This is a genomic window from Rubripirellula lacrimiformis (assembly GCF_007741535.1).
Taxonomy (GTDB): Bacteria; Planctomycetota; Planctomycetia; order Pirellulales; family Pirellulaceae; genus Rubripirellula; species Rubripirellula lacrimiformis.
On the sequence record NZ_CP036525.1, the window covers coordinates 8,418,606 to 8,437,995 of the forward strand.

Here is a 19,390-nt window from a genome sequence, read left to right on the forward strand (position 1 = left end):
CCGCTACTACGAACTTCATCGCTGCAATGACAACAACGTAGTGGAATTCCTTCCCACCCGGGGGAATTCTGGCGAATCCCACTACGCTTCACTCTGGAAACTTACTTCACCACGATCGGTAAGCTTTCGCTATGACCGGCGAACTCCGGTGCGTACATGCACTGGATGTTCGCGTAGCCGGTTTGGTACTGGCCGCGGAGCTGCACGCGAGTCGAATATTCGAACACGTACGTTCCCTTGGGTAAGTAATCGATGAAGAAATGGCTGGCCGTATCCCGTGTCGATTCGTAGTACGCCAACCCATCCTGGAACCGATACTGAGACAGCACATTGGTCGGCTCGGTACCGCTGCCTCGGTAATCCTTCAGGTGGACATATTCCATGTCACGATCGGTTCGCAGCACAATCCGCACGACCAATTCATCACCAACACTGACCGGACCATCGACCGCGACCAGTGTCGGACCGTTGTCCGTGTTGGTTTTCACAAACAGCGACTTCGTCAACTTCAGCGGCGTGCCGTCATGCGCCGTCACCTTGGACATGTCTTCCAGGTACTGCCAAGAAACGCTTCCCCAGGCCACACCGTCGTCCACCTTGGTGACGGTGATATCGCCCAGCGACGGGGTCACGTCGGCACCTGCGAAACGTTCCTCAAAGAACCCCGTGCCCGCTTCGACCGATTGCGGCTGGATCGTTTTCCCGCCCATCGACACTTGCACCAGTTCGTCGGACGCCAACTGATCGCTGCCGCGCAGCAACAGCGCGTAGACGGCGTCGGAAGTCGCTTTGGTCGTCTTCCAATCCTGCGTCTGTTTCTGTTTCAACAGCCAGACCTTGCAATCTTCGACCGCCTCGGCGTCGTCCATCACTTCGTCAAACGCCTCGATCATCATCGCCTGCGACTCGATCGGTGCGTGATACCACCACCACGACGCTTCGGTGTCTCGCCAAAACCGGCCCATTTCTTCGTCCGTGACCGATCGTTCTTTGATCGAACGCATGATCCCCTCGGCCGGCGCCCGATCGCCTAAACGTGTCAGGGCGATCGCGATGTGAGCCTGTGACTGTCGATTGCCGATCGCCAGCCAATGCTGTTTGGCCTGCGACACCCAATAGTCAAACGCCTGCTGATGCTGCGGCGCGACCGCTTGATCCTTCAAAAAGAAACTGCGGCCGTAAAGATACAAGGCGACGGTGTTCGACAGATGATTCTTCGAACGGTCGACCTCTTTGAGGTCATCGAATTCGTCGCTCATCCACTGGTCCAATGCCTGCAGCGACCCGATCGCTGCGGACATATCCACATCGACGCCCAAGTGACGCATCCGGCCGAATCCGGTCGTGATGTACAGCGTGATGTAGCGGTTCGAACCACCACCGGGAAACCAAGGCCACATGCCATCGGGCTTCTGCATCTGAGTCAACTGATGCAGCGTCCGTGCGGTCTCGTCCTCCAGCCGGTTCTTGTCGAACAAGATTCCGACATTGCGACGTGCTTGGCTCTCGGATTCGGCTTGTCGCACCCACGGGGTTTCTTCCAGCACCACCGATTTTAGTTCTTCGTTCTGCTGCAGCGGGCTGTCCAGTGCCGGGGTGGCCCGCCACTGGTCGAACACTCGACGGATCTTGGGATTGCTGGTCGCGATGTGCTGGGCCATCGCGTTGGCATAGAACCGATTGAAAGTCTGCTCGCTGCACTGATGCGGGTATTCCATCAGGTAGGGCAGGGCCATCACGGCGTACCAGGACGGGTTGGATACCATCTGAGCGGTCACCGACTGATGCTCCAACGAATCCGAATCGCCCGAACGAAGCAGTTTGTCAAAATCAAACTGCTTGGTTTGCTTGCCGCGGATCGGCAACGTGATCGACTCGGTGACCAGCACGCGGCGCGACAACACCGGCAGAACACCTTCTTCGCCGTCCGACAAACGTCCCGTCGACCCGACGGCCTTGTAGGTGATTGCCCCCAGTCCGTCCGGAACACGAATCCGCCAAGCGACCGTTTGCGATTGACCGGCCGCGATCTGAAACGGTTGGTCGGTTTCGTTGTTCTCCAACAGCGAATCGACGGACTTGGTCGTTCGTGCATCCGCAAAGGTCAAACGTACCGAACCGGTCTGCCGAGTCGGCGACTGGTTGCTGACTTTGACCGTGAACTCGATCTCGTCACCTTCGCGAACGAAGCGTGGCGGGTTGGGAACCACCATCAGATCCTTGGCCGTCACAGCGGTGTCGCTGATCCCGCCACTGCGCAAACTCCGATCATGGGCAAAGCCAAGGAACTTCCACTCGGTCAGCGCCTCGGGCATCGTGAACTCCATCCGTACCGTGCCGTCATCCGCGGCAATCAGCTTAGGAAAGAAGAACGCCGTTTCGTTCAAATTTTTGCGAACCGCGACTTCACCAAAATCCACCTCTGGTTTGGCCGGACCGGATCCATCGGTTCCATTCCCGGTCGCTCCGGTCGCGGGTGCAAACGAGGGCGATGCAGCGGCTGACATAGCCATTCCACCACCCATTCCTCCGCCACCATCATCCATCATCATCGACTCGGATGCGTGCATGGGCGGACCAGAGCTCCCCTTCATCATCGCTCCACGCATCATCATGCCGCCGTAACCTCGGCCACGAAACTGCTGAAACGGAGTCTGCAAGAATTCGGGCGGCAGTGAAACGTAAGACAAACTGCCATCGCGGCGATTGATCTGCCAGCCATGGACGATTGTCCGCAATTGCTTCGGCTGGTTTTCGAACGACGACGAGATGGATGATCGCTCGCGGCGAAATCCCGTGAACCCGGTCTGCCATACGTGAGGCAAGTAGGCGTCCAAGGAAGCGTCGTACAGCGTCGCCACCATCTCCGCCGCAGCGGCTTCGGAATCAGGTCCTTGGATCACAGCGGTCCAAGTTTCCTTCGCCGCCGGTGCCAGTTTCGACACAAAGTGTTCCCATTGAACGTCCAATTTCTTGTTCGTCCAAGGCACGTCGATCACGCGAGATTCCAAGTTCGCTCGGTTGTCACGCACCATCGTGACGCGCAGCGTGAACCCGCCTCGCATCTTCTCGTCGACCATCTGTTTGATCTGCATCTGAGTGTCGGCGGGGTCCGTCCAGAAACTCTCTCGGATCTCGCCACGACATTCGATTTCGACATAAGCCCGAGCCCGGTCGTAACCGCTGCCCCAAACGGCCACGTACTGCTGGCCTGGCTGAACCGAATCTGAAGGCGAAGCCAGTAAGAATGGGACCTTCGTCGTCAACCGATTCGAATCAGGATCCAACACTCGCATCTGAGTTTCGGCGTGAACGTCCTTGCCGTACGCATCTTTGGTTACCAGCTTCGCGCGATACATGCCCGGTTCCAAAGCAACCTTGACGACTGATCGGCCGGACGCGTCGGTCGCAAAGTCATCGTGGAACACCGCTTCGCCAACATCCCAAGTGACGGGATCCGACAGGTCCGGTTTCCTCGGCTGACCCTGTGGATATCGACGATAGAGTTCAACCAAGGCTGGCCGGTGCACTCGGTCGGGCTGCTGCAACCGATAGACTGTCAGCTTCCCGTTGGCGGCGCGGCTTTCTCCGTCCAGCGACTCGGTGCGAATCGTGATCTCGGTCGGCTTGTCATCGGTCAACCAATCGTCCGCATTGACCGATGCCGACAATGCGGTGTAGCCAACACGCACGGTCCGTTGATCCGATCGCGTCTCGCCCGTCGTATCGGTGACGTCGGCGTAGACCTGGTACTCAAACGTGGGATCCGATTCCACGCTGACCGACGAATCGGGTTGGGCAACAAACGATACGTCAAATCGACCCGCCGGATCGGTTGTCGCGGTGCCGTGAGCGATCTCTTGGCTGGCTCCCTGTTGAACCGGCATCCACCAACACGAACGCAGCCACCAAATCGGATATTGCACCTGGCGTACCACTCGCCAAGATACCGACGCATCGCCGATGGCGACTCCAGTGTAGGCCGTCGCCTCACCTGTCACCGTAACGTTTTCACCCAACTTGACTTCATCACTCGGCGGCTTCAACTCGACACGGAATTTCGGCCGTTTGTATTCTTCGACCGTCACACTGGCCTGACCGCGAATGGGCCCTTCGATCGACAGTCGCATCTGTCCGGTCAGTCGGTCGCGCGGAGCCACGAAACTGCCGGAGAAACTGCCAAAGTCATTGGTTAGGAACGCCTGCTTTTCAATTTCTTTTCCGTTGACGTCGGTGAACACCACGGTTCCCTTGGTGCGTGAGAGCACTCGGTAGTCGTCGGTGGCGGCGTGCTGCCGATAGCAGATCCCTTTGAACTGGATGGTTTGACCGGGCCGATAGATCGATCGATCCGTAAACAGCACCGCGCTGCGGACGGGATCGGATCGACGCCTACTTTGCAGCAGGTACAGTTGATTCGCACTGGAAATCTGTTGTCCATTGGCCGACGCCAACAAGGTCACATTCTGTTGACGACCTCCGGTGATACGAAACATCCCGTCGGTGTCGGTTTGGACGGTCGCAAATCGCTTGCGGTTGCGTGGTTGCTGCGGCGACTGGCTCCAAGCTTCGACGTTTGCGCCGACGATGGGATCACCGGTGCGTGCATCCAACAGGAATCCATCCACCAATCCATCGCCACTGTGGTTGCGGACCACCATCGACAGGTCGCTGACCCAAACATCGCACAGCGACAACTGGTTCACCGGCGAAGCAAAGTCCTTGTCATGGCTGGCGATCAACAAATAGGATCCTGGCGCGTCGATCGCCGGCGCGTCAACCGATTCGGTCCGCACCTGATAATCATCGGTCGCCGGAAGATCGGCCGACCAAGCCGCAATCGGTGTCCGAGTCAGTAGTTCGGACATCTCATTTTGCCCGTAACCATCCACACTGCTGCGTTTACCGCTTAGGAAATCCTGAAAATCGCTTCGCACCAAACGAAGATAGACTTTCGTGACGTTCTTGTAGGCCACATCGATGGTCGGTCGGATCACGTCGTCACCGGCTAGATTCCAGACTCGTTCGGTCATGATCGTGGCGGACGGCGATTCGATCTCTTGAATCATGTTGTAACAACGTCGACCACCCACCGAATCGGGATGACGCGTCAGTCCTTCGGTCGCCGCCGCGTGGGCTGCCACCGGATCACTTTGCCGCAGCGACTGAGCCAGTTCGTTGAGCGCCATCGCCGCGATGGGATGATCGATGTTTGCGTCTGCCAATCGACGCAGTGCCGATCGGAAACGTTGGTCCTTGTCTTCGCCAAACGCGTGATTGTTGCCAAACGTCAGCCGCGACTGGTCCGCGTCCAACAACGCCGATGGGTCAGCATCCGCTTGGTGGAACCGAATCAGCGACTGGTACAACTGCACCCCACGCAGCAGGGCAGAATCCTGGTCATCGGTTTCAGGTTGCCAAGCAAGAAAAGCGTCGCGGTCGTCAAAGATGGGGCCATCGGCTGACACCTCGAACGCATCTCGAACTTGCGTCGCCGCGTGCTCGCCCGCTGAATAAAAATCAAGCGCGTTGCAAACCAACACGTCGTACAGGGTGGGGCGGTACGACGTCGGTGCGGTACCAGGTTCCAACAGTTCGTCGAACTGACCGACCGGAGTCGTCTGCAACGCGTCAGCCGCGGAAAGCGCAGTTTGGAAATGGGCGTCGACTTCCGAAAGGATCCGATCCAGACCCCAAGTCGTGAAGTCGTCACTCGGGGACTGTGCCGTTTCGGTCCGCTGAGCGAATCGCCATCGATTCTGGCTGAAGTATTGCCAGTACCAGTTGGCTAAGATCGCTTCCATCACCGGTTTCATCTCGGCCGACGACTTCTCGATCTCTTCACGCAGTCGAGTGATTTTTTCTTCCGGCTTGTTGCCTTCGATCTGACCCTCCAACGTGATCTTCCAGCACACCGCATGGATGGCCGCGTCCACGTTCCCATCGGCTCGGAAACGATCGATCATCGGATCCAATCGGTCAATCGCCGTTTGCGGTAAGCCCTGGTCGATTGCCTGCCGCACAGATTTCCATTTCACGTCACGAGTATCCTGGGCGATCGAAGGGGCGGGTACCAAACCGAACGCCAACCACAGCGCCAACCATAGCGCCGGCAGCAAACGCTGTGAAGCATTCAGTAGCGCAAGTCGCCAAGACTTTCGGTGATCACACATCCTAGGCCGAAACTCTTGGCGAGTTCCGCTACGCCAGTAGATGGCATTGATCGCTAGCCGCCACGGGTTCAGAAGCGAGACGAATTGGCAAGAGAGTGAACACAGCAGCATCACAACATCATCCTTTGAAGCAAGAGCGGAGACCCACCAACCCAACGTCCCCGAGAATCCATCCTCATTGTGGTGGCAACCGTATGAATTTACAGCGGGGTTCGGATCACCAAATTGCGAATTTCGGTCATGTCTTCCATAGCAAATCGGATGCCTTCACGCCCCAATCCACTGTCTTTGACTCCCCCATAGGGCATGTTGTCGACGCGCCACGAAGGGATATCGCCAACTACGACGCCGCCAACGTCCAATTCGTCCCACGCTTTTTGCATCTTGTACAAATCCCGTGTAAAAATGCCCGCCTGCAGTCCAAAAACGCTGTCGTTGACCCGATCGAGTGCCTCGTCAAAGCTGCTGAACCGGCTCAGCACCGCTACCGGCCCGAACGCCTCTTGGGTACAGATGTCCTGCTGGGCGGGCACGTCTTCCAACAAAGTCGCTTCCAACATCGATCCTGTGCGACCTCCCCCACACAGCAGTTTCCCGCCCGCAGCGACCGCTGTTTGAATCCAGCCATCCAAACGCGCTGCCTCGGATTCAGAGATCATCGGCCCGACAAAGGTGTCTTCGTCCTTGGGGTCCCCAGCCACCAATCGCTTAGTCGCCGCCACCAACCGGTCTCGTAACACTTCGTAGATCGATTCATGCACGATGATCCGCTGGACCCCGATGCAGCTTTGCCCGGACTGGTAAAAGGCCCCGATGACCAACCGTTCGACGACATCGTTCAAGTCCGAATCCTGATCGACGATGCAGGCCGCATTCCCCCCCAGTTCCAACACCACCTTTTTCTTGCCCGCCTTGCTCTTCAAACGCCAACCCACATCCGGCGATCCGGTAAAGCTGAGCAGTTTCAGTCGATCATCGGTCGTGAACAGGTCCGCACCGTCGCGGCTGCAGGGCAGAATTGAAAACGCCCCCGCGGGCAAATCGGTCTCGGCCAAGATCTCGCCGATCATCAAGGCACCGATCGGAGTTCGACTAGCCGGTTTCAGCACGAACGGGCAGCCGACCGCGATCGCCGGTGCAATCTTGTGCGCCGCCAAGTTCAACGGAAAGTTGAAAGGGGAAATGAAAGAACACGGTCCGATCGGAACCCGTTTCCACATTCCGCGATAACCGCGAGCCCGAGGTGAGATTTCCAGATTCATCACCTCGCCCGTCATCCGTACCGATTCCTCGGCCGCGATTCGAAACGTGTCGATCAACCGCGTCACTTCGCCTCGCGAATCCTTGATTGGTTTGCCCGCTTCGATGCACAGCGACATCGCCAGTTCGTCAAAACGCTCGCGAAACCGCCCGACACAGTGGTCCAGTATTTCTCGTCGCTGGTACGGTGGCATCCGCCGCATCGCATCAGCTGAATCAGCCGCCGCCGCGATCCCTTGTTCGATCGCCGCAGAATCCGCCACCGCCACGCGCGTCGCGACTTCTCCGGTGTATTTATCCGTCACCTCCAGATCCGTGTTCGCCGCAACCGGTCGACCGGCCAAGTAGTACGGATAGCTTGGTTTCAACATTGTGGGTTTCCTTGTGAGGTCAACGGTGCGGTCTAACTAGAAAACGTCGCCTTCAATGAGTCGTTTGGGCGCTCGCCCCGGTTCTCGGGTGACGAAACCGAGGCTATCGGCCTGCCGATTTTGTGAGCCGCGATCGCTTAAGCGGCCGGGAATCCCCCACTGCCGTTGAAAGTTGAACTCCAACAGCAGTCGGCTAGCGTCAAACGGCTAGCCAGTTCAAAACGCTGCGAGTTGCGAGGCAACCATCCAAAGTGACATTGTCTCACTAGACCGCGGCGCTTAGACGCTTGATGTCGTGATTCAGGATCTGATCATTTTCGCTGTAGTCGACCGGGACCTCGATCAAGTGGACTCCATCCGAATCATGGCACTTTTGCATCACGTCGAGCAGTTCACCGGAATTCGAAATCCGGTAACCCTTGGCACCGTAGGCTTCGGCATACTTGACGAAATCGGGGTTCCCATAGTCCAACCCGTAGTCGGCCAGACCCATGTGGGACTGTTTCCATTTGATCATTCCATAAGCGTTATCTCGCAGGACCAAGATCACCAATTGCATCTTCAATCGGACGGCGGTTTCTAGTTCCTGGCTGTTCATCATGAATCCGCCGTCGCCACAGATCGCCATGACTTTACGATCCGGATAGACCAGTCGCGCCGCCATCGCCGACGGCAGCCCCGCCCCCATCGTCGCCAACGCATTGTCCAACAACACCGTGTTGGGATCGCTGGCAGGGTAGTTCCTGGCAAACCAAATTTTATAGACGCCATTGTCCAGCGCGATGATGCCATCGTCCGGCATGACCTTGCGAACGTCAGCGACCAAGCGCTGAGGATAGATCGGGAATCGCGGATCATCGGATCCGTCGGTCAAGTGAGCGACCGCAACCGATTTTACCTTCATGAAACGGTCAAAGCACCAGTCGGTCGATGGCGTGATCGACTCACTGATCTGCCAGATCGAATTGGCGATGTCACCGACAACCTCGGTCTGCGGAAAATAAACGGGATCGACCGCAGCCGACGAAAAATTGATGTGAATCACCTGCACGCCACCCTGCTTCATAAAGAACGGCGGCTTCTCGACCACGTCATGACCAACGTTGATGATCAGGTCAGCACTGTCGACAGCGCGATGCACAAAGTCGCCCGATGACAACGCCGTGTTGCCTAGAAACAGTTCATGGTTCTCGTCCACCACCCCTTTGCCCATCTGAGTGGTGGCGAAGGGGATGCCCGTTTTGGCGATCAATTTGCCCAGAGTGCGACGGGTCAATTTTCGGTTCGCACCGGCACCGATCAATAGCAGCGGATGCTTGGCGTTTTGGATCATTTGGACCGCCGCGCGAATCGATTTTCCCTCGGCGATCGGACGGCGAACGTAACTGGCCGCATGAGGCAGGGTGTCGACTTCTTCGGCCGCAATGTCTTCGGGCAATTCCAAATGCGTCGCCCCGGGCTTCTCTTCCATCGCCAATCGGAACGCTTCGCGAACTCGAAACGGAATGTTCGATGCGCTGACCAGTTGGTGAGTGTACTTCGTCAGCGGACGCATCATGTCCACGATGTCGACGATCTGGAACTGACCCTGCTTGCTGGATTTGACCGGCTTCTGTCCGGTGATCATCAACATCGGCATGCCACCCAGCTGTGCGTAGGCCGCGGCCGTCACAAAGTTGGTCGCCCCCGGCCCCAGCGTTGATAAACAAACGCCAACCTTGCCGGTCAGACGCCCGTACGTGGCCGCCATGAACCCCGCAGCCTGTTCGTGCCGGGTCAGGATCAGCCGGATGCTGGATCGGGAAAGTGAGTCCAAGAAATCCAGGTTCTCTTCGCCGGGGATCCCAAAGATGTACTCGACCCCCTCTGCCTCGAGTGCCCGTAGGAACAATTCTGATGCTTTCATCACGCTGCCATCCCATCAATCGTGTAATCCGGTCCCCACCCATTGTGACCGATCCGCAGGGCCCAGAAGCCAACACCAAGCGCCCGTACCGGCAAGGAATCGCACTTTTTCGACCCGCCAGATGTTGGCCGAACCGCCAACAATGCACCGCCAGGAACCTTTCCGCCCCGCTCGATCTCGCTAGAATGCGTTCCATCGACTGGTCGGGCACGCCAAAATGCCCCGCCAGCGCTCCCACCAGCCAAGCCGGGAACGTTCAAATCGACACCTCTCCGTCAGCGACGGGACGCCCAGGTGGTGGAATTGGCAGACACAGGGGATTTAAAATCCCCCGGCCGGTTACGGCCTTGCGGGTTCGAGTCCCGCCCTGGGTACTGATAGGGGGCGTTCAATCACGGGCTTTTTTGCATTTCTTGCGGAAATTGCCGGGTCGAATTGCTTTGGCCGCGATGCGAATGCAAAACGCGGCGGGCCCGTGTCGTGTCACAGGGTGCCTTTGGCCGGGCTTCATGCCGCTGGCGAAGTCACTGGCGTAATATGCAGCCGAGTTTTTCGATTGCCTGTGGTTCGGCGTCGGGAAAGAGGTGCCCGTAAGTGTCCATTGTCAGCGTGATCGTCTTGTGTCGCATGACCGTTTGGATTGTCTTGGGATGGACGCCTGCCACGGCCAGCCAGGCGCCACAGGTGTGTCGCAAGGCGTGGAAGTCTAGACGCTCGCCCGCGTCGTTCTCTGATACGAGGAAATCGCTTTCGTGATCTTCGTCTTTGAAGTCGGGGCGTTCGAGCCACTGGGCACGGGCGATCGCTAGGTCACCACGCAACATCCCGGCCATGCCGTACTCGTCGGGCAGTTCGAAGAACACTTGGCGAGTGTGTGGCTTCCTGGATGCCAGGCGCGTGGACAGGTCTTTGGTGATGTACTGCCTGGCCTGCTTGCTGTCTTTGGTGATGCTGCTGCGAACCGTGATGTAGGGTTGCTTTGCATCATGTTTGACGTGGCTGGGGTGCAGCGATCGGATTTCGCCGGATCGTAATCCGGTCTCGATGGTGAGTTCGTAGATCATCGCTCGATCGCCGGCGACTCGTTGGAGCCATGACCATTCGGCGGGCAGCAGCATTCGGCGTTCGCGACGGCGGTCGGAGCTTGGGTTGGGCTTGGTGACCGTTTCCAATGGGTTGGCGTGGATGCGGCCGGTGCGGGTCAGCCATCGAGTGAATTGCTTGACCGCCTGGACGTAGTGGGCAATCGTCTGGTTTGATCGATTGAGTTCGTGCAACGATGCGACAAAGGCTTCGACGGATTCCGGTGTGATCGAGTACGCAGTTTTCCATCCGGCGTGATCGACGATCGCCTGCAGTTTCGTCTCAGTCTTGTTAACGTATTTTTGATCTCGCGATTTCGATTTCAGCGATGCGATCCATTCGGCTTTGTGTTCAGCGATCGATCTAGCCGATTGGATGCCGATTCGTTCTGCGACGGGGTCCACCAATCCGCTGGCACGCTTTGCCTCTTCCGTTTCCCAGTGGGCCAGGATCTGGGCGGCTGTTTTTTTGTCTGGGGTGCCCGTCGAACGGCTCGTCCGCTTGCCGGTGTGGAGGGTGTAGTCGGCAAGCCAGTTGGACTTTTTCGAATTCCGACCGCGTCGATAAAGAGTTCCCATTTCATTTCACAATTCGAAAGTTGTCGCACACGATACGGAGATCCATTTGCCCTAGGTCACGATCGTTCCAGCGACGGATCAGTCGCAACATCACGCGGCGGTCAAAAACGGTTGGCAGGAATTCACGTCCTAGGATTTCAGTGGGGCAGGTATCGCCAGGTCGGTAAAGTGCGATTCGAAGGTTCCCGGGTGCCCGAAATTCGTCGCTCGATCCCAGGTAGAACTGCCGCCACTGGCCGACGTCCAGGTCGATGCCCGCGATCAGCCAACGCGACCGCATCACGTACGGTCGGCGAGCGAACTCGTTGATCGTCAGCGGTTCGCGGACCAGATCACGCACTCGCTTGACCTCGATCTTTCGTAGACGCCTGGGGACGACTTCGAAGAGTCGAACGTGTCGGTTGATGGGGTAGCTGAATTCGAGGTAGGTGCCAGGTTCGACCATCTTGGTAGCTCTCGTGCGCCCGGGGTGCAGTCATGTGGAGAGCTTCAGTTTTGCTAGCGGATTGACACGTTTGGTCACATCCGGAACTCGTCACGCAATTTTGGTTTGGTGCAGCGAAGTCGTGCGAGATACTCCAGCGCGAAAGTGTCTCCACTACCAATCGGTGAGTTATGGTCGCGGTATTCGTGGCACCTCAAATGCGCCGTGCGAGTTCACGGATTGCGACTGACCTTCCCGAAGTTCTCGTCTCGTGTTTTCCTTAGTCTTGCAACAATGGCTCATGCTCGCCGCTGAATGCAACACGCGAATCGCTCAGGCAAGACGTTTCAGGTTCTTCAGCATCCGCCGAGCCCAAGCATTCAACTGCTATTGTTGGCTCGGCTTGATCTGCTTTTCACTTTTGTTCCTGTGGATTCTCTTTTGACGAAAACTGAATCTCCACAAGCTCGCCCTTAATATCGGAAACTTTTTCGACCGAGTAGTTTGGGAAAGTGCAGACAAATCGGTAGGTGCCTGGTTTTAGTGCAAAGACACTTAGCGTGGGATCAGGAAGAACGCGTGGAAACTCTGTCCCAATTCGATTCGCGATTACCCCTGCACCACTCGGAGACGACCTGAAGACCACTAAAGTAGTCGCGTAGATTTCCGCTTGTAAGCGTTTCGCTGAATCGACACTGGAAAAACTGTCAAGCTTTTTTTTGCTAATCTGACCGCTTTCGTCGGCAATTAGTCGACGAAATGACTCTGCGACAACCAAGGTTGAAATATTCTCCTGGGGTATTTTAAAAGAATACGCCTCCAATTTCATTAGCTGAGGGACATCGTATTCCCTAAGAGATGGTTTAAGTAACAGGTCCGATGTTTCAACAGACGCTTCAGAAAGCTCGACCAGTCGGCGGAAATCTTCGGTATCAAAAAGCTCCTTTATTGAAATTATCTTTTCGGTATAGAGGGCCTTGTACATCTCAGTCCATGCTTGATTGAGATCTGTGACCCCACTGGTTTGCCCGTGTGATGAGTGGCAAAGAGAGAGAATAGCGATCGCAAATATGGCTACAAGTGATTTTCGCATTTTATCAGTTCGTGTTTGTGTTTATCGAGCTTGGCGATTTACCTTCACGGAGTATCCACATGTCAGTTACTATGGCACTTGCCAGGATAAAAACAGAGGAAACCAGAAAGAAAACTTGAGCCGAGTACCATTTCGAGTATTTAGCGTCAAGGATATTGGGGATAACACTAGGAATATTGTCACGAGACGTTAACCTCTCTGCTCTCATTTCCTCGGCCATGAGTGCGTTTGTGTAACGGAGCCCGTAGTAAATAGAGATTACAAGAAGGCATGTCACCGCAAGGATCGCAAGCCTTTCAGCCCAACCGTTTGTGAACTGATCCACCTGTTTTTTCCCCAAGAAAAAGATACCCCAAATGCTTGCGACAATTGCCAAGGCTGTCTTGGAAAACTCTTGCGAACTTTCATAGCGACGAGTCACGATTTTTTGCGTCTGCGCTGACCAGGGTATTGTTAGGCTGTAAAATGGCTCGTCGGAAAACCAAGCTCGATGGGCTTTTTGCCAATTGGATGGAACGCTGAGCATTAGACAAAGAGAGGCCAGGACGAGTGGTAACCATCGGGCAATGCCTCGCATTGCGGGTTTGAGCTTATTGCTAATGTTCGCAACAATTGTTTCCCCCGGCTCTTTGCTAGCAATATGAGTCATGTTTTTTTCGCTAGTGCTTGGGGCCGTATGCGTAAGTGCTTATGCTAAGAACTTCAATAAATGAAAAGACATAGATCTGTCGAGAAACAAATCCCCACAACATACGCAATGTTTCGATGTCGCTAAACGCATCGTCCAATGTGGTATTGAGAATACGCTAACCAGCTCACACGCTGGGGGGTAATGTAATGTGGCTTCGTGTGGAACGGCATGCTTTACGTCAGTCGCTAGTATTCGCTAACTGCGAATCCGGCTTGTGGTCCCGTTCATTTCGTTCCGTAAGACGGGGTTTCGCTTAGCGGTCCTGCATTATACCGTTCCGCCGGGGGGAGCGGTAATAAATGGCTGGCTAAATTCATGAAAGGCGAGCCAAGTCATTTCTGCCAATTCTGGAAGTCCAAACGGCGACGATTCCTGGATAACTCTGAGTAATGGGGGCGGGAAGTGCAGGAACGTTCAGTATGAAGCAGGCCGCCCTCTTCATTGAATACCGATCGTAACTTCTGCATCTGCAATGCAACTCAGATACGCTATATCACCGCAGAGCAGCGCCGTAGCGACACCCTCGGTGATGGAGAGGAATGTAGCGAAGTCAGTGATCAACGGTGGGATTGGCAATCTTCAATCACTCATCGAACAGAAGGCCGGTCGGCGATATATCGAACTCCAACGGTGACTCGCCGTCGGGAACATTCGGAAGATCAACCGTGAATGTCTTTGTTGCCCCAGGTTTCAGATCCGTGATGACCAGAGCCTTGATCGCCTCGATTCTCCCATCACGCTCCCAGCTGAAATTGAAGTTCCCCATCATCAGATTTTTTGATGTCGGATTTGTGATCTTGCCGGCGAGTTTTGGGTAGCTTGAATCTACTTCGATCACAGTCATGCCGTCGAAACTGATGCCCTCGACAATTCTGGAATTGGTTCGAAGCCACTTCTTGGCACTCAAAATAGCGCCGAAATAGTCGCTGAGTTTCGATCCTTTGATACGATCTTGTTGCCCATCGGATTCCAATTTCATCCGCAACAGTTCGACACCCGCATAGATTTCAAAGCAGGCGTTGTTGAAGTTGGTCGGCGATCGCAGCTCGGCGTTGATCTCGTCTTTGAACTTTTCTGCGGACATGATTCCGAACAGGATTGTTCCAATCGTTGCGATCTTGGTTTCGGACGTGGCAGCATCCCACTCTTCGATGGTTGGATCGCCGATTGATCCGAGCAGCATGAATTGCGGGTCTTTTTCGGTTTCCGTTTTTTCCTCTACGGGCTCAGGCTCCTTCGATGGAACCGCTAGCTTTTTGACTTCTTCGAAAGCCATTTCCTGTGACGCTTCGGTCAACCGATCAAGATCGACTTCCTTTGGCACCAAGATCGTGACTTTGTTGGTCGCAGCGTTGACGCTGTAGATGATGCCTTTGGCGTTGTGGCCATCCGTGGTTTCCCAGGTCAGTAGCTGTGGGCGCTGGGCAAACGAAACGGTCGCGAAGAAAATCGTCAGGAAGCACGCGATCCGCATTTGATCTAGCCCGATTTTTTGCGTTTGGTGGTCTTCTTTGCTGGCTTGGCGGCTTCGTCTTTTGCCTTTGCCGCTTCGATTTGGCGATCGAAGTCGGCCTCGTCGCTGTCTGAATCTTTGGCGGCCGGCATCTTGCTGGCGGTCGTGATCGGGTAGCGGCTCATGATGGCTTCCGCGACATCAGCGAACGGATCGTCAGCTGCGGGTCGGCCCGGTTGCTTCGATGGGGCGAGTAGATCATCGGCGATCAGCTTCTCTTCAAATGCCTCGGCCTGCTGGCGAGTCATCGACCGTTTGCGGCGGTTGAACTGCGCATAGTGCTTTGTGCAGAGTCCACGAGTTCGCACCTCGTCTCCGCATATCAAGCACGTTTCGATTCCGTCTCCATGTCTAACCATGCGTAGCACTCTAAGAAACTTTTTTTGTCTTGTCTAACTCTTTCTGACAAAACAACTTAGGGCCACCAACTGGAACCTTTCTGGAGCCGCTCTGCTACCTTTTGCTTTACATTCTGTAACAGTTCTGTAACATCGGTCCGGTTGGCCAATGGAGGGCTCAAGTTTCCTCCTTGATTGGGATTGGCTCGGTGATCTACGCAAAACGCATTTACATGCGGACGGTTCAAGTGAAACGCACACGCCAAAAAGAAATCGAAGCGGCAATCGCCGCCAGCATCTGCATCGTGCCCGGATGTGACTCGCCGATGCATGGACGGGGGTGCTGCAAAAAGCACCTGAACCAGTTCAACAGCGGCATCCGCCGCCGAAAAAGCGACGACGAAAAGGCGGATTTCGAGCAGCAGATGATCCGCGAGGGAATGGTGCTGGATTCGTACGAACAACGCACCCTGCGCACGAGCAATCCATTCGAGGACCTGGCAAAGAAGGCGGCATCGTGAGCAGGCAAACCAGGACCAAGGCGGAACGGATTGCGGCGGCGACGCCGATCAATCAGCGAGCGTTGCTGACGCGGCCGATGGCTTGTGACTACTTGTCGGTGTCGCTGAACACGTTCAAGGGATACGAGTCGGTGAAGGACATCGTCGGGATCCCCATTGGGACGGGTGTCGAAAAGCGGTACCGCCGATGTGATCTGGATGACTTGATCGAAGCCATGGCGACTCAGTCGACCAAGCTGGATCGATTGAAGGTGGGGGCGAAATGAGCATGGCTATGCGTCCGGACCAAAAGTTTCGCGACCAGCCATCGTTGTTCGATGCCCCTGCGGTCGTCCCCGGGCCTGCGATTGCCCCCGGTCCGGTGGACGCCAATCGAGGTGTCGACCAGGGCACAAAGTCTCGCAACGAAACCTATCGCGAGATTGCCAGCGAGTTGCCCGGGCGCTGCCGCATTTGGTTGGGCCGAATCATCGCAGCGGGCGAACGTGGCGTGACGCTGGATGAACTTTCGGCATCGACCGGGTTGCCGGCCAACGAGTTCAGCGGGCGGATCACCGAACTGAAACGTCGCGGGATGATCCATCACACCGACCAGCGACGTCCCACGCGAAAGGGCAGCACGGCGGCCGTGATTCGAGCGACCGAAAGGGCAAGGCAACCACACCACCATCCACAGGGATTTGACGACATGACAACCAAGACTTTGCCACCGACCGATTTGCCAGACGCGATCACGAACAACCGCGTCCCGCGCGACCAGCACGGTGATTTGATCAAGCATGGTGGTCGGTACTTGGTGCCGAACCTTGGACGCGTCGAGATTCACTATGACGTCGATGCGGACGAGTACTTCTTCTTTCGCCCTGGGCGTCCGGATCAGCAACAGCCGGTAAGCATGCTGCCACATCAGACGCAATCGTGGGAACTGGTCGGGTAAGCAGACCAGACCGCGAAAGCCGGTTCGAATCCGGGCATCGCAATTGGACGTTCTTAGTTTTTGACAATCACACGGAAGGGTACAGGATGTTGGTTTTGTCACGCCACAAAGGCGAGAGCATCGTTATCGGCGGTGGTCTCATCGAGATCGTCGTCACAGAGATCCGCGGCGATAAGGTCCGCATCGGCGTCAAGGCGCCGCGTGATGTGGTGATCGATCGCCGCGAAGTTCACGAGATCAAGGTCGCCCGAGCATCGTCTTCGATCCAGAACCCTGGCGGGGAGGAATGACCGATGTCACCTCGATCCGATGGCCAACGAAATACTGGCCGACGAGCCACGGCGCCGATCCCGCTGGATTTGGTGAAGCCGTTTTACGAAGTCGTTTGGTCGATTGCCGCACGCGGTTGGTGTCTGGCCCAGGACGGTCACAAGATCGATTGGCAAAGTGCCAGCGGTCGTCGTCAGTGGACAAAACGCCGGCATGCGTTGTCGGTGCTTTGGATGACTTCTTGTGCACTGCGGTTTTCAGAGTTTCGGCGGCTGCGCGTCTCGGACGTTTCGCTCGGATCGGCATCGACCTGGGTGTCACGTTCCAAAGGCGGCGACAGTGGAGCCGTCGACGTCGCCAGGGCACTGATCACGTTGACGTTTGATTGGAGGTCCCAACGTACGCCGGCGTTCGTATCCCCATGGTTGTTGCCGACGCGAACGGGCAGCCGAATGGACAACAATTCATTCAACCGCGATGCGTGCGGAATGTTCAGCGACATGTTCGGCATTCGCCTTTCCAGCCACTGTTTTCGTGATACCGCGTGCCAGATGGCGATGCGTCAATCGGGCGAACTGCGAGTGGTGCAGCGGCTGCTGGGACATCGTTCGGCCCGCACGACAGAGCATTACCTGCGAAAGCAACAGGCAAGATCTTTTCAGTTGTCACTGTATGAGCCCGGGCAACTTTCCGAAACCGAAACGGCCGGGGAATTGGCGGGATGAAAGTGATGACAAGGGACGGCCGCCAGATCGATGTTCGGTCGGCGGATTTCGAGTCGTTTCAGCTTTGGTTTGGTCGTCTTGTGTGTCGAGGCGACGTTTGGGAATTCACCACCGAGGAACATGCAGAACGGGGATCAGGGAAATGAGCAGCATTGTTGTATTAGCGATCGACACCGAGACTCACGACAGCCCGTCGGATTGGCGAGGCGCCTCAGATAACGTTGAGTGCTGGCCACGAATTGTCGAGATCGGATGGGTGTTGGCGGTGGCCGGCCCGTCGGGCATCGGTGAGGTGCTAGAACGACGATCGCTGTTGATTCGGCCCAGCGGTTGGAAGATCACGGCCGAGGCGTTCGGTGTCCACGGGATTGCTCAAGAACAGTGCGAGACTAGCGGCGTTTCGATCGACTACGCGCTCGACGAACTGCGTGAAGCGATCCAGGAGGCGGACTTGCTGGTCGCCCACAACATCGATTTCGATTGGCCGGTGATCCGATGCGAATCGATTCGTGACGGCAATGACCTGGCCGACATCGATCGACCGCACTTCTGCACGATGAAAGCCGGTACCCCGATCTGTGCCATCCCGAGTCACTTCGGTTTGAAGTGGGCATCGCTTGGCGAACTACACGGGGTTCTGTTCGGCACGCCCGTTTTTGGTGCCCACCGAGCGCTGGCCGACGCCGACGCATGCTTGCGTTGTTATGCCGAGATCGAACGACGGGCAGTCACGGCGGAGGCATCGAAGGCGTGATGAACGGTATAGCCACTGAACCGACGAAGTACCCGCACGTTGGCGACCCGTCGCGGGACGCTGAACAGATCGAGCGTGCACGCGTGTTGATGCGGCATCTGCACCTGCAGACGACGATCGCAAGACGCCTTGGCCAGTCGGTCATCGCGATGCAGGTCGACGATGCTGACGACTTGGTCAGCCTGTTGCATGATGCGGTCACTCGCGCCGATCTGATCATGGGGGACAACCGATGATTCACGCCATGCGTCACACGATCGCGGAATCGATGCGTTGCAGTTTCGAGTTGATCGCCATGCTGATCCTGGCGGCAATGTTTGCGTGCGTCGGCGATTGTCAGATGCACAGGCGGCGCGACCGTCAACGTGGCCGCAGGCGCCACAACTACCAAAACACACCCGGGCATTCGTACCCGATGCAGTCTCGCCGGCCAGCAAGATCGCAGCGGATCGGACGCAGCTTGTCCACCGATCAAGTGCATCGATGTTGTGATCGATCACGTTGCCAATGCCGATCGCCGTGACCTGAACGGGGTCGACGGTCGACCTAAACCGCCCAGCCACTTGGTCGGACTGACGGAAGTTTGCACGAACTTCGGTCAGTCCGGATTTGACACCGTTTTTAGGAAGCGTTCGCTATCGGTACGCGCTCTTCGAACGGACCCCAGCGATGACATTGATCCGACATCTTCCAGCGGCGGCAAAGACATGAAAGCGATCACCAACCCCAATCAATCGAAGGGGGCATGATTCG

The 19,390-nt window shown here is 56.3% G+C and carries 17 protein-coding genes and 1 tRNA gene; 9 read left to right on the plus strand and 9 right to left on the minus strand.

Going from position 1 to position 19,390, the window contains the following annotated elements:
• Window positions 1-101 precede the first annotated feature (101 nt).
• The 3 genes from K227x_RS29515 to K227x_RS29525 form a co-directional block, all read right to left on the minus strand.
• Window positions 102-6,284, minus strand: a complete 6,183-nt coding sequence (locus K227x_RS29515) for an alpha-2-macroglobulin family protein (protein ID WP_145176650.1) — start codon at window positions 6,282-6,284, stop codon at window positions 102-104.
• A gap of 89 nt (window positions 6,285-6,373) precedes the next feature.
• Window positions 6,374-7,804, minus strand: coding sequence for an aldehyde dehydrogenase family protein (locus K227x_RS29520; RefSeq protein ID WP_145176653.1), 1,431 nt, complete (start codon window positions 7,802-7,804; stop codon window positions 6,374-6,376).
• Between the two features lie 265 nt (window positions 7,805-8,069).
• Window positions 8,070-9,710, minus strand: a complete 1,641-nt coding sequence (locus K227x_RS29525) for an acetolactate synthase large subunit (protein WP_218933643.1) — start codon at window positions 9,708-9,710, stop codon at window positions 8,070-8,072.
• A gap of 288 nt (window positions 9,711-9,998) precedes the next feature.
• Here K227x_RS29525 and K227x_RS29530 point away from each other — a divergent pair.
• Window positions 9,999-10,084 (plus strand) — tRNA-Leu (locus tag K227x_RS29530).
• Between the two features lie 150 nt (window positions 10,085-10,234).
• Here K227x_RS29530 and K227x_RS29535 read toward each other — a convergent pair.
• From K227x_RS29535 to K227x_RS29560, 6 genes are all read right to left on the minus strand, one after another.
• Complete coding sequence (locus K227x_RS29535) at window positions 10,235-11,371, minus strand: tyrosine-type recombinase/integrase (protein ID WP_145176659.1); 1,137 nt, start codon at window positions 11,369-11,371, stop codon at window positions 10,235-10,237.
• 1 nt (window position 11,372) lies between these two features.
• Window positions 11,373-11,816, minus strand: a complete 444-nt coding sequence (locus K227x_RS29540; protein ID WP_145176662.1) for a hypothetical protein — start codon at window positions 11,814-11,816, stop codon at window positions 11,373-11,375.
• Window positions 11,817-12,210: 394 nt separating this feature from the next.
• Window positions 12,211-12,888 carry a hypothetical protein gene (locus K227x_RS29545; RefSeq protein ID WP_145176665.1) on the minus strand — a complete coding sequence of 226 codons (678 nt, stop codon included), beginning with the start codon at window positions 12,886-12,888 and terminating at the stop codon, window positions 12,211-12,213.
• A gap of 4 nt (window positions 12,889-12,892) precedes the next feature.
• Complete coding sequence (locus tag K227x_RS29550) at window positions 12,893-13,537, minus strand: hypothetical protein (RefSeq protein WP_145176668.1); 645 nt, start codon at window positions 13,535-13,537, stop codon at window positions 12,893-12,895.
• 625 nt (window positions 13,538-14,162) lie between these two features.
• Window positions 14,163-15,053: a hypothetical protein gene (locus tag K227x_RS29555; protein WP_145176671.1), complete on the minus strand. Its 891-nt coding sequence runs from the start codon at window positions 15,051-15,053 to the stop codon at window positions 14,163-14,165.
• A 5-nt stretch (window positions 15,054-15,058) separates the two neighbouring features.
• Entirely contained in the window at window positions 15,059-15,451 is a 393-nt protein-coding gene (locus tag K227x_RS29560; protein WP_145176674.1) for a hypothetical protein, read from the minus strand.
• Between the two features lie 188 nt (window positions 15,452-15,639).
• Between K227x_RS29560 and K227x_RS29565 the strand changes: the two genes are divergently transcribed.
• The 8 genes from K227x_RS29565 (at window position 15,640) to K227x_RS29600 (ending at window position 19,386) form a co-directional block, all read left to right on the plus strand.
• Complete coding sequence (locus K227x_RS29565; protein WP_145176678.1) at window positions 15,640-15,951, plus strand: hypothetical protein; 312 nt, start codon at window positions 15,640-15,642, stop codon at window positions 15,949-15,951.
• Window positions 15,948-16,217 carry a hypothetical protein gene (locus tag K227x_RS29570; RefSeq protein ID WP_145176681.1) on the plus strand — a complete coding sequence of 90 codons (270 nt, stop codon included), beginning with the start codon at window positions 15,948-15,950 and terminating at the stop codon, window positions 16,215-16,217. The genes K227x_RS29565 and K227x_RS29570 overlap by 4 nt, the downstream gene beginning before the upstream one ends.
• Window positions 16,214-16,888: a hypothetical protein gene (locus tag K227x_RS29575; protein WP_145176684.1), complete on the plus strand. Its 675-nt coding sequence runs from the start codon at window positions 16,214-16,216 to the stop codon at window positions 16,886-16,888. The genes K227x_RS29570 and K227x_RS29575 overlap by 4 nt, the downstream gene beginning before the upstream one ends.
• Before the next feature lie 86 nt (window positions 16,889-16,974).
• Entirely contained in the window at window positions 16,975-17,178 is a 204-nt protein-coding gene (locus K227x_RS29580; RefSeq protein WP_145176686.1) for a carbon storage regulator, read from the plus strand.
• Between the two features lie 3 nt (window positions 17,179-17,181).
• Window positions 17,182-17,883, plus strand: coding sequence for a tyrosine-type recombinase/integrase (locus K227x_RS29585; protein ID WP_145176689.1), 702 nt, complete (start codon window positions 17,182-17,184; stop codon window positions 17,881-17,883).
• A 142-nt stretch (window positions 17,884-18,025) separates the two neighbouring features.
• Window positions 18,026-18,637 carry a 3'-5' exonuclease gene (locus K227x_RS29590; protein WP_218933644.1) on the plus strand — a complete coding sequence of 204 codons (612 nt, stop codon included), beginning with the start codon at window positions 18,026-18,028 and terminating at the stop codon, window positions 18,635-18,637.
• Window positions 18,637-18,873, plus strand: coding sequence for a hypothetical protein (locus K227x_RS29595; protein WP_145176695.1), 237 nt, complete (start codon window positions 18,637-18,639; stop codon window positions 18,871-18,873). The genes K227x_RS29590 and K227x_RS29595 overlap by 1 nt, the downstream gene beginning before the upstream one ends.
• Window positions 18,874-19,125: 252 nt before the next feature.
• Complete coding sequence (locus K227x_RS29600) at window positions 19,126-19,386, plus strand: hypothetical protein (protein WP_145176698.1); 261 nt, start codon at window positions 19,126-19,128, stop codon at window positions 19,384-19,386.
• Window positions 19,387-19,390: the final 4 nt, after the last annotated feature.

Coding starts and splice junctions, on each gene's coding strand:
- K227x_RS29595 (WP_145176695.1), top strand. CDS start 18,637: ATGAACGGTATAGCCACTGAACCGACGAAGTACCCGCACGTTGGCGAC.
- K227x_RS29585 (WP_145176689.1), top strand. CDS start 17,182: ATGTCACCTCGATCCGATGGCCAACGAAATACTGGCCGACGAGCCACG.
- K227x_RS29555 (WP_145176671.1), bottom strand. CDS start 15,053: ATGCGGATCGCGTGCTTCCTGACGATTTTCTTCGCGACCGTTTCGTTT.
- K227x_RS29575 (WP_145176684.1), top strand. CDS start 16,214: ATGAGCATGGCTATGCGTCCGGACCAAAAGTTTCGCGACCAGCCATCG.
- K227x_RS29545 (WP_145176665.1), bottom strand. CDS start 12,888: ATGCGAAAATCACTTGTAGCCATATTTGCGATCGCTATTCTCTCTCTT.
- K227x_RS29525 (WP_218933643.1), bottom strand. CDS start 9,710: ATGAAAGCATCAGAATTGTTCCTACGGGCACTCGAGGCAGAGGGGGTC.
- K227x_RS29520 (WP_145176653.1), bottom strand. CDS start 7,804: ATGTTGAAACCAAGCTATCCGTACTACTTGGCCGGTCGACCGGTTGCG.
- K227x_RS29550 (WP_145176668.1), bottom strand. CDS start 13,537: ATGACTCATATTGCTAGCAAAGAGCCGGGGGAAACAATTGTTGCGAAC.
- K227x_RS29560 (WP_145176674.1), bottom strand. CDS start 15,451: ATGGTTAGACATGGAGACGGAATCGAAACGTGCTTGATATGCGGAGAC.
- K227x_RS29590 (WP_218933644.1), top strand. CDS start 18,026: ATGAGCAGCATTGTTGTATTAGCGATCGACACCGAGACTCACGACAGC.
- K227x_RS29535 (WP_145176659.1), bottom strand. CDS start 11,371: ATGGGAACTCTTTATCGACGCGGTCGGAATTCGAAAAAGTCCAACTGG.
- K227x_RS29540 (WP_145176662.1), bottom strand. CDS start 11,816: ATGGTCGAACCTGGCACCTACCTCGAATTCAGCTACCCCATCAACCGA.
- K227x_RS29580 (WP_145176686.1), top strand. CDS start 16,975: ATGTTGGTTTTGTCACGCCACAAAGGCGAGAGCATCGTTATCGGCGGT.
- K227x_RS29515 (WP_145176650.1), bottom strand. CDS start 6,284: ATGCTGCTGTGTTCACTCTCTTGCCAATTCGTCTCGCTTCTGAACCCG.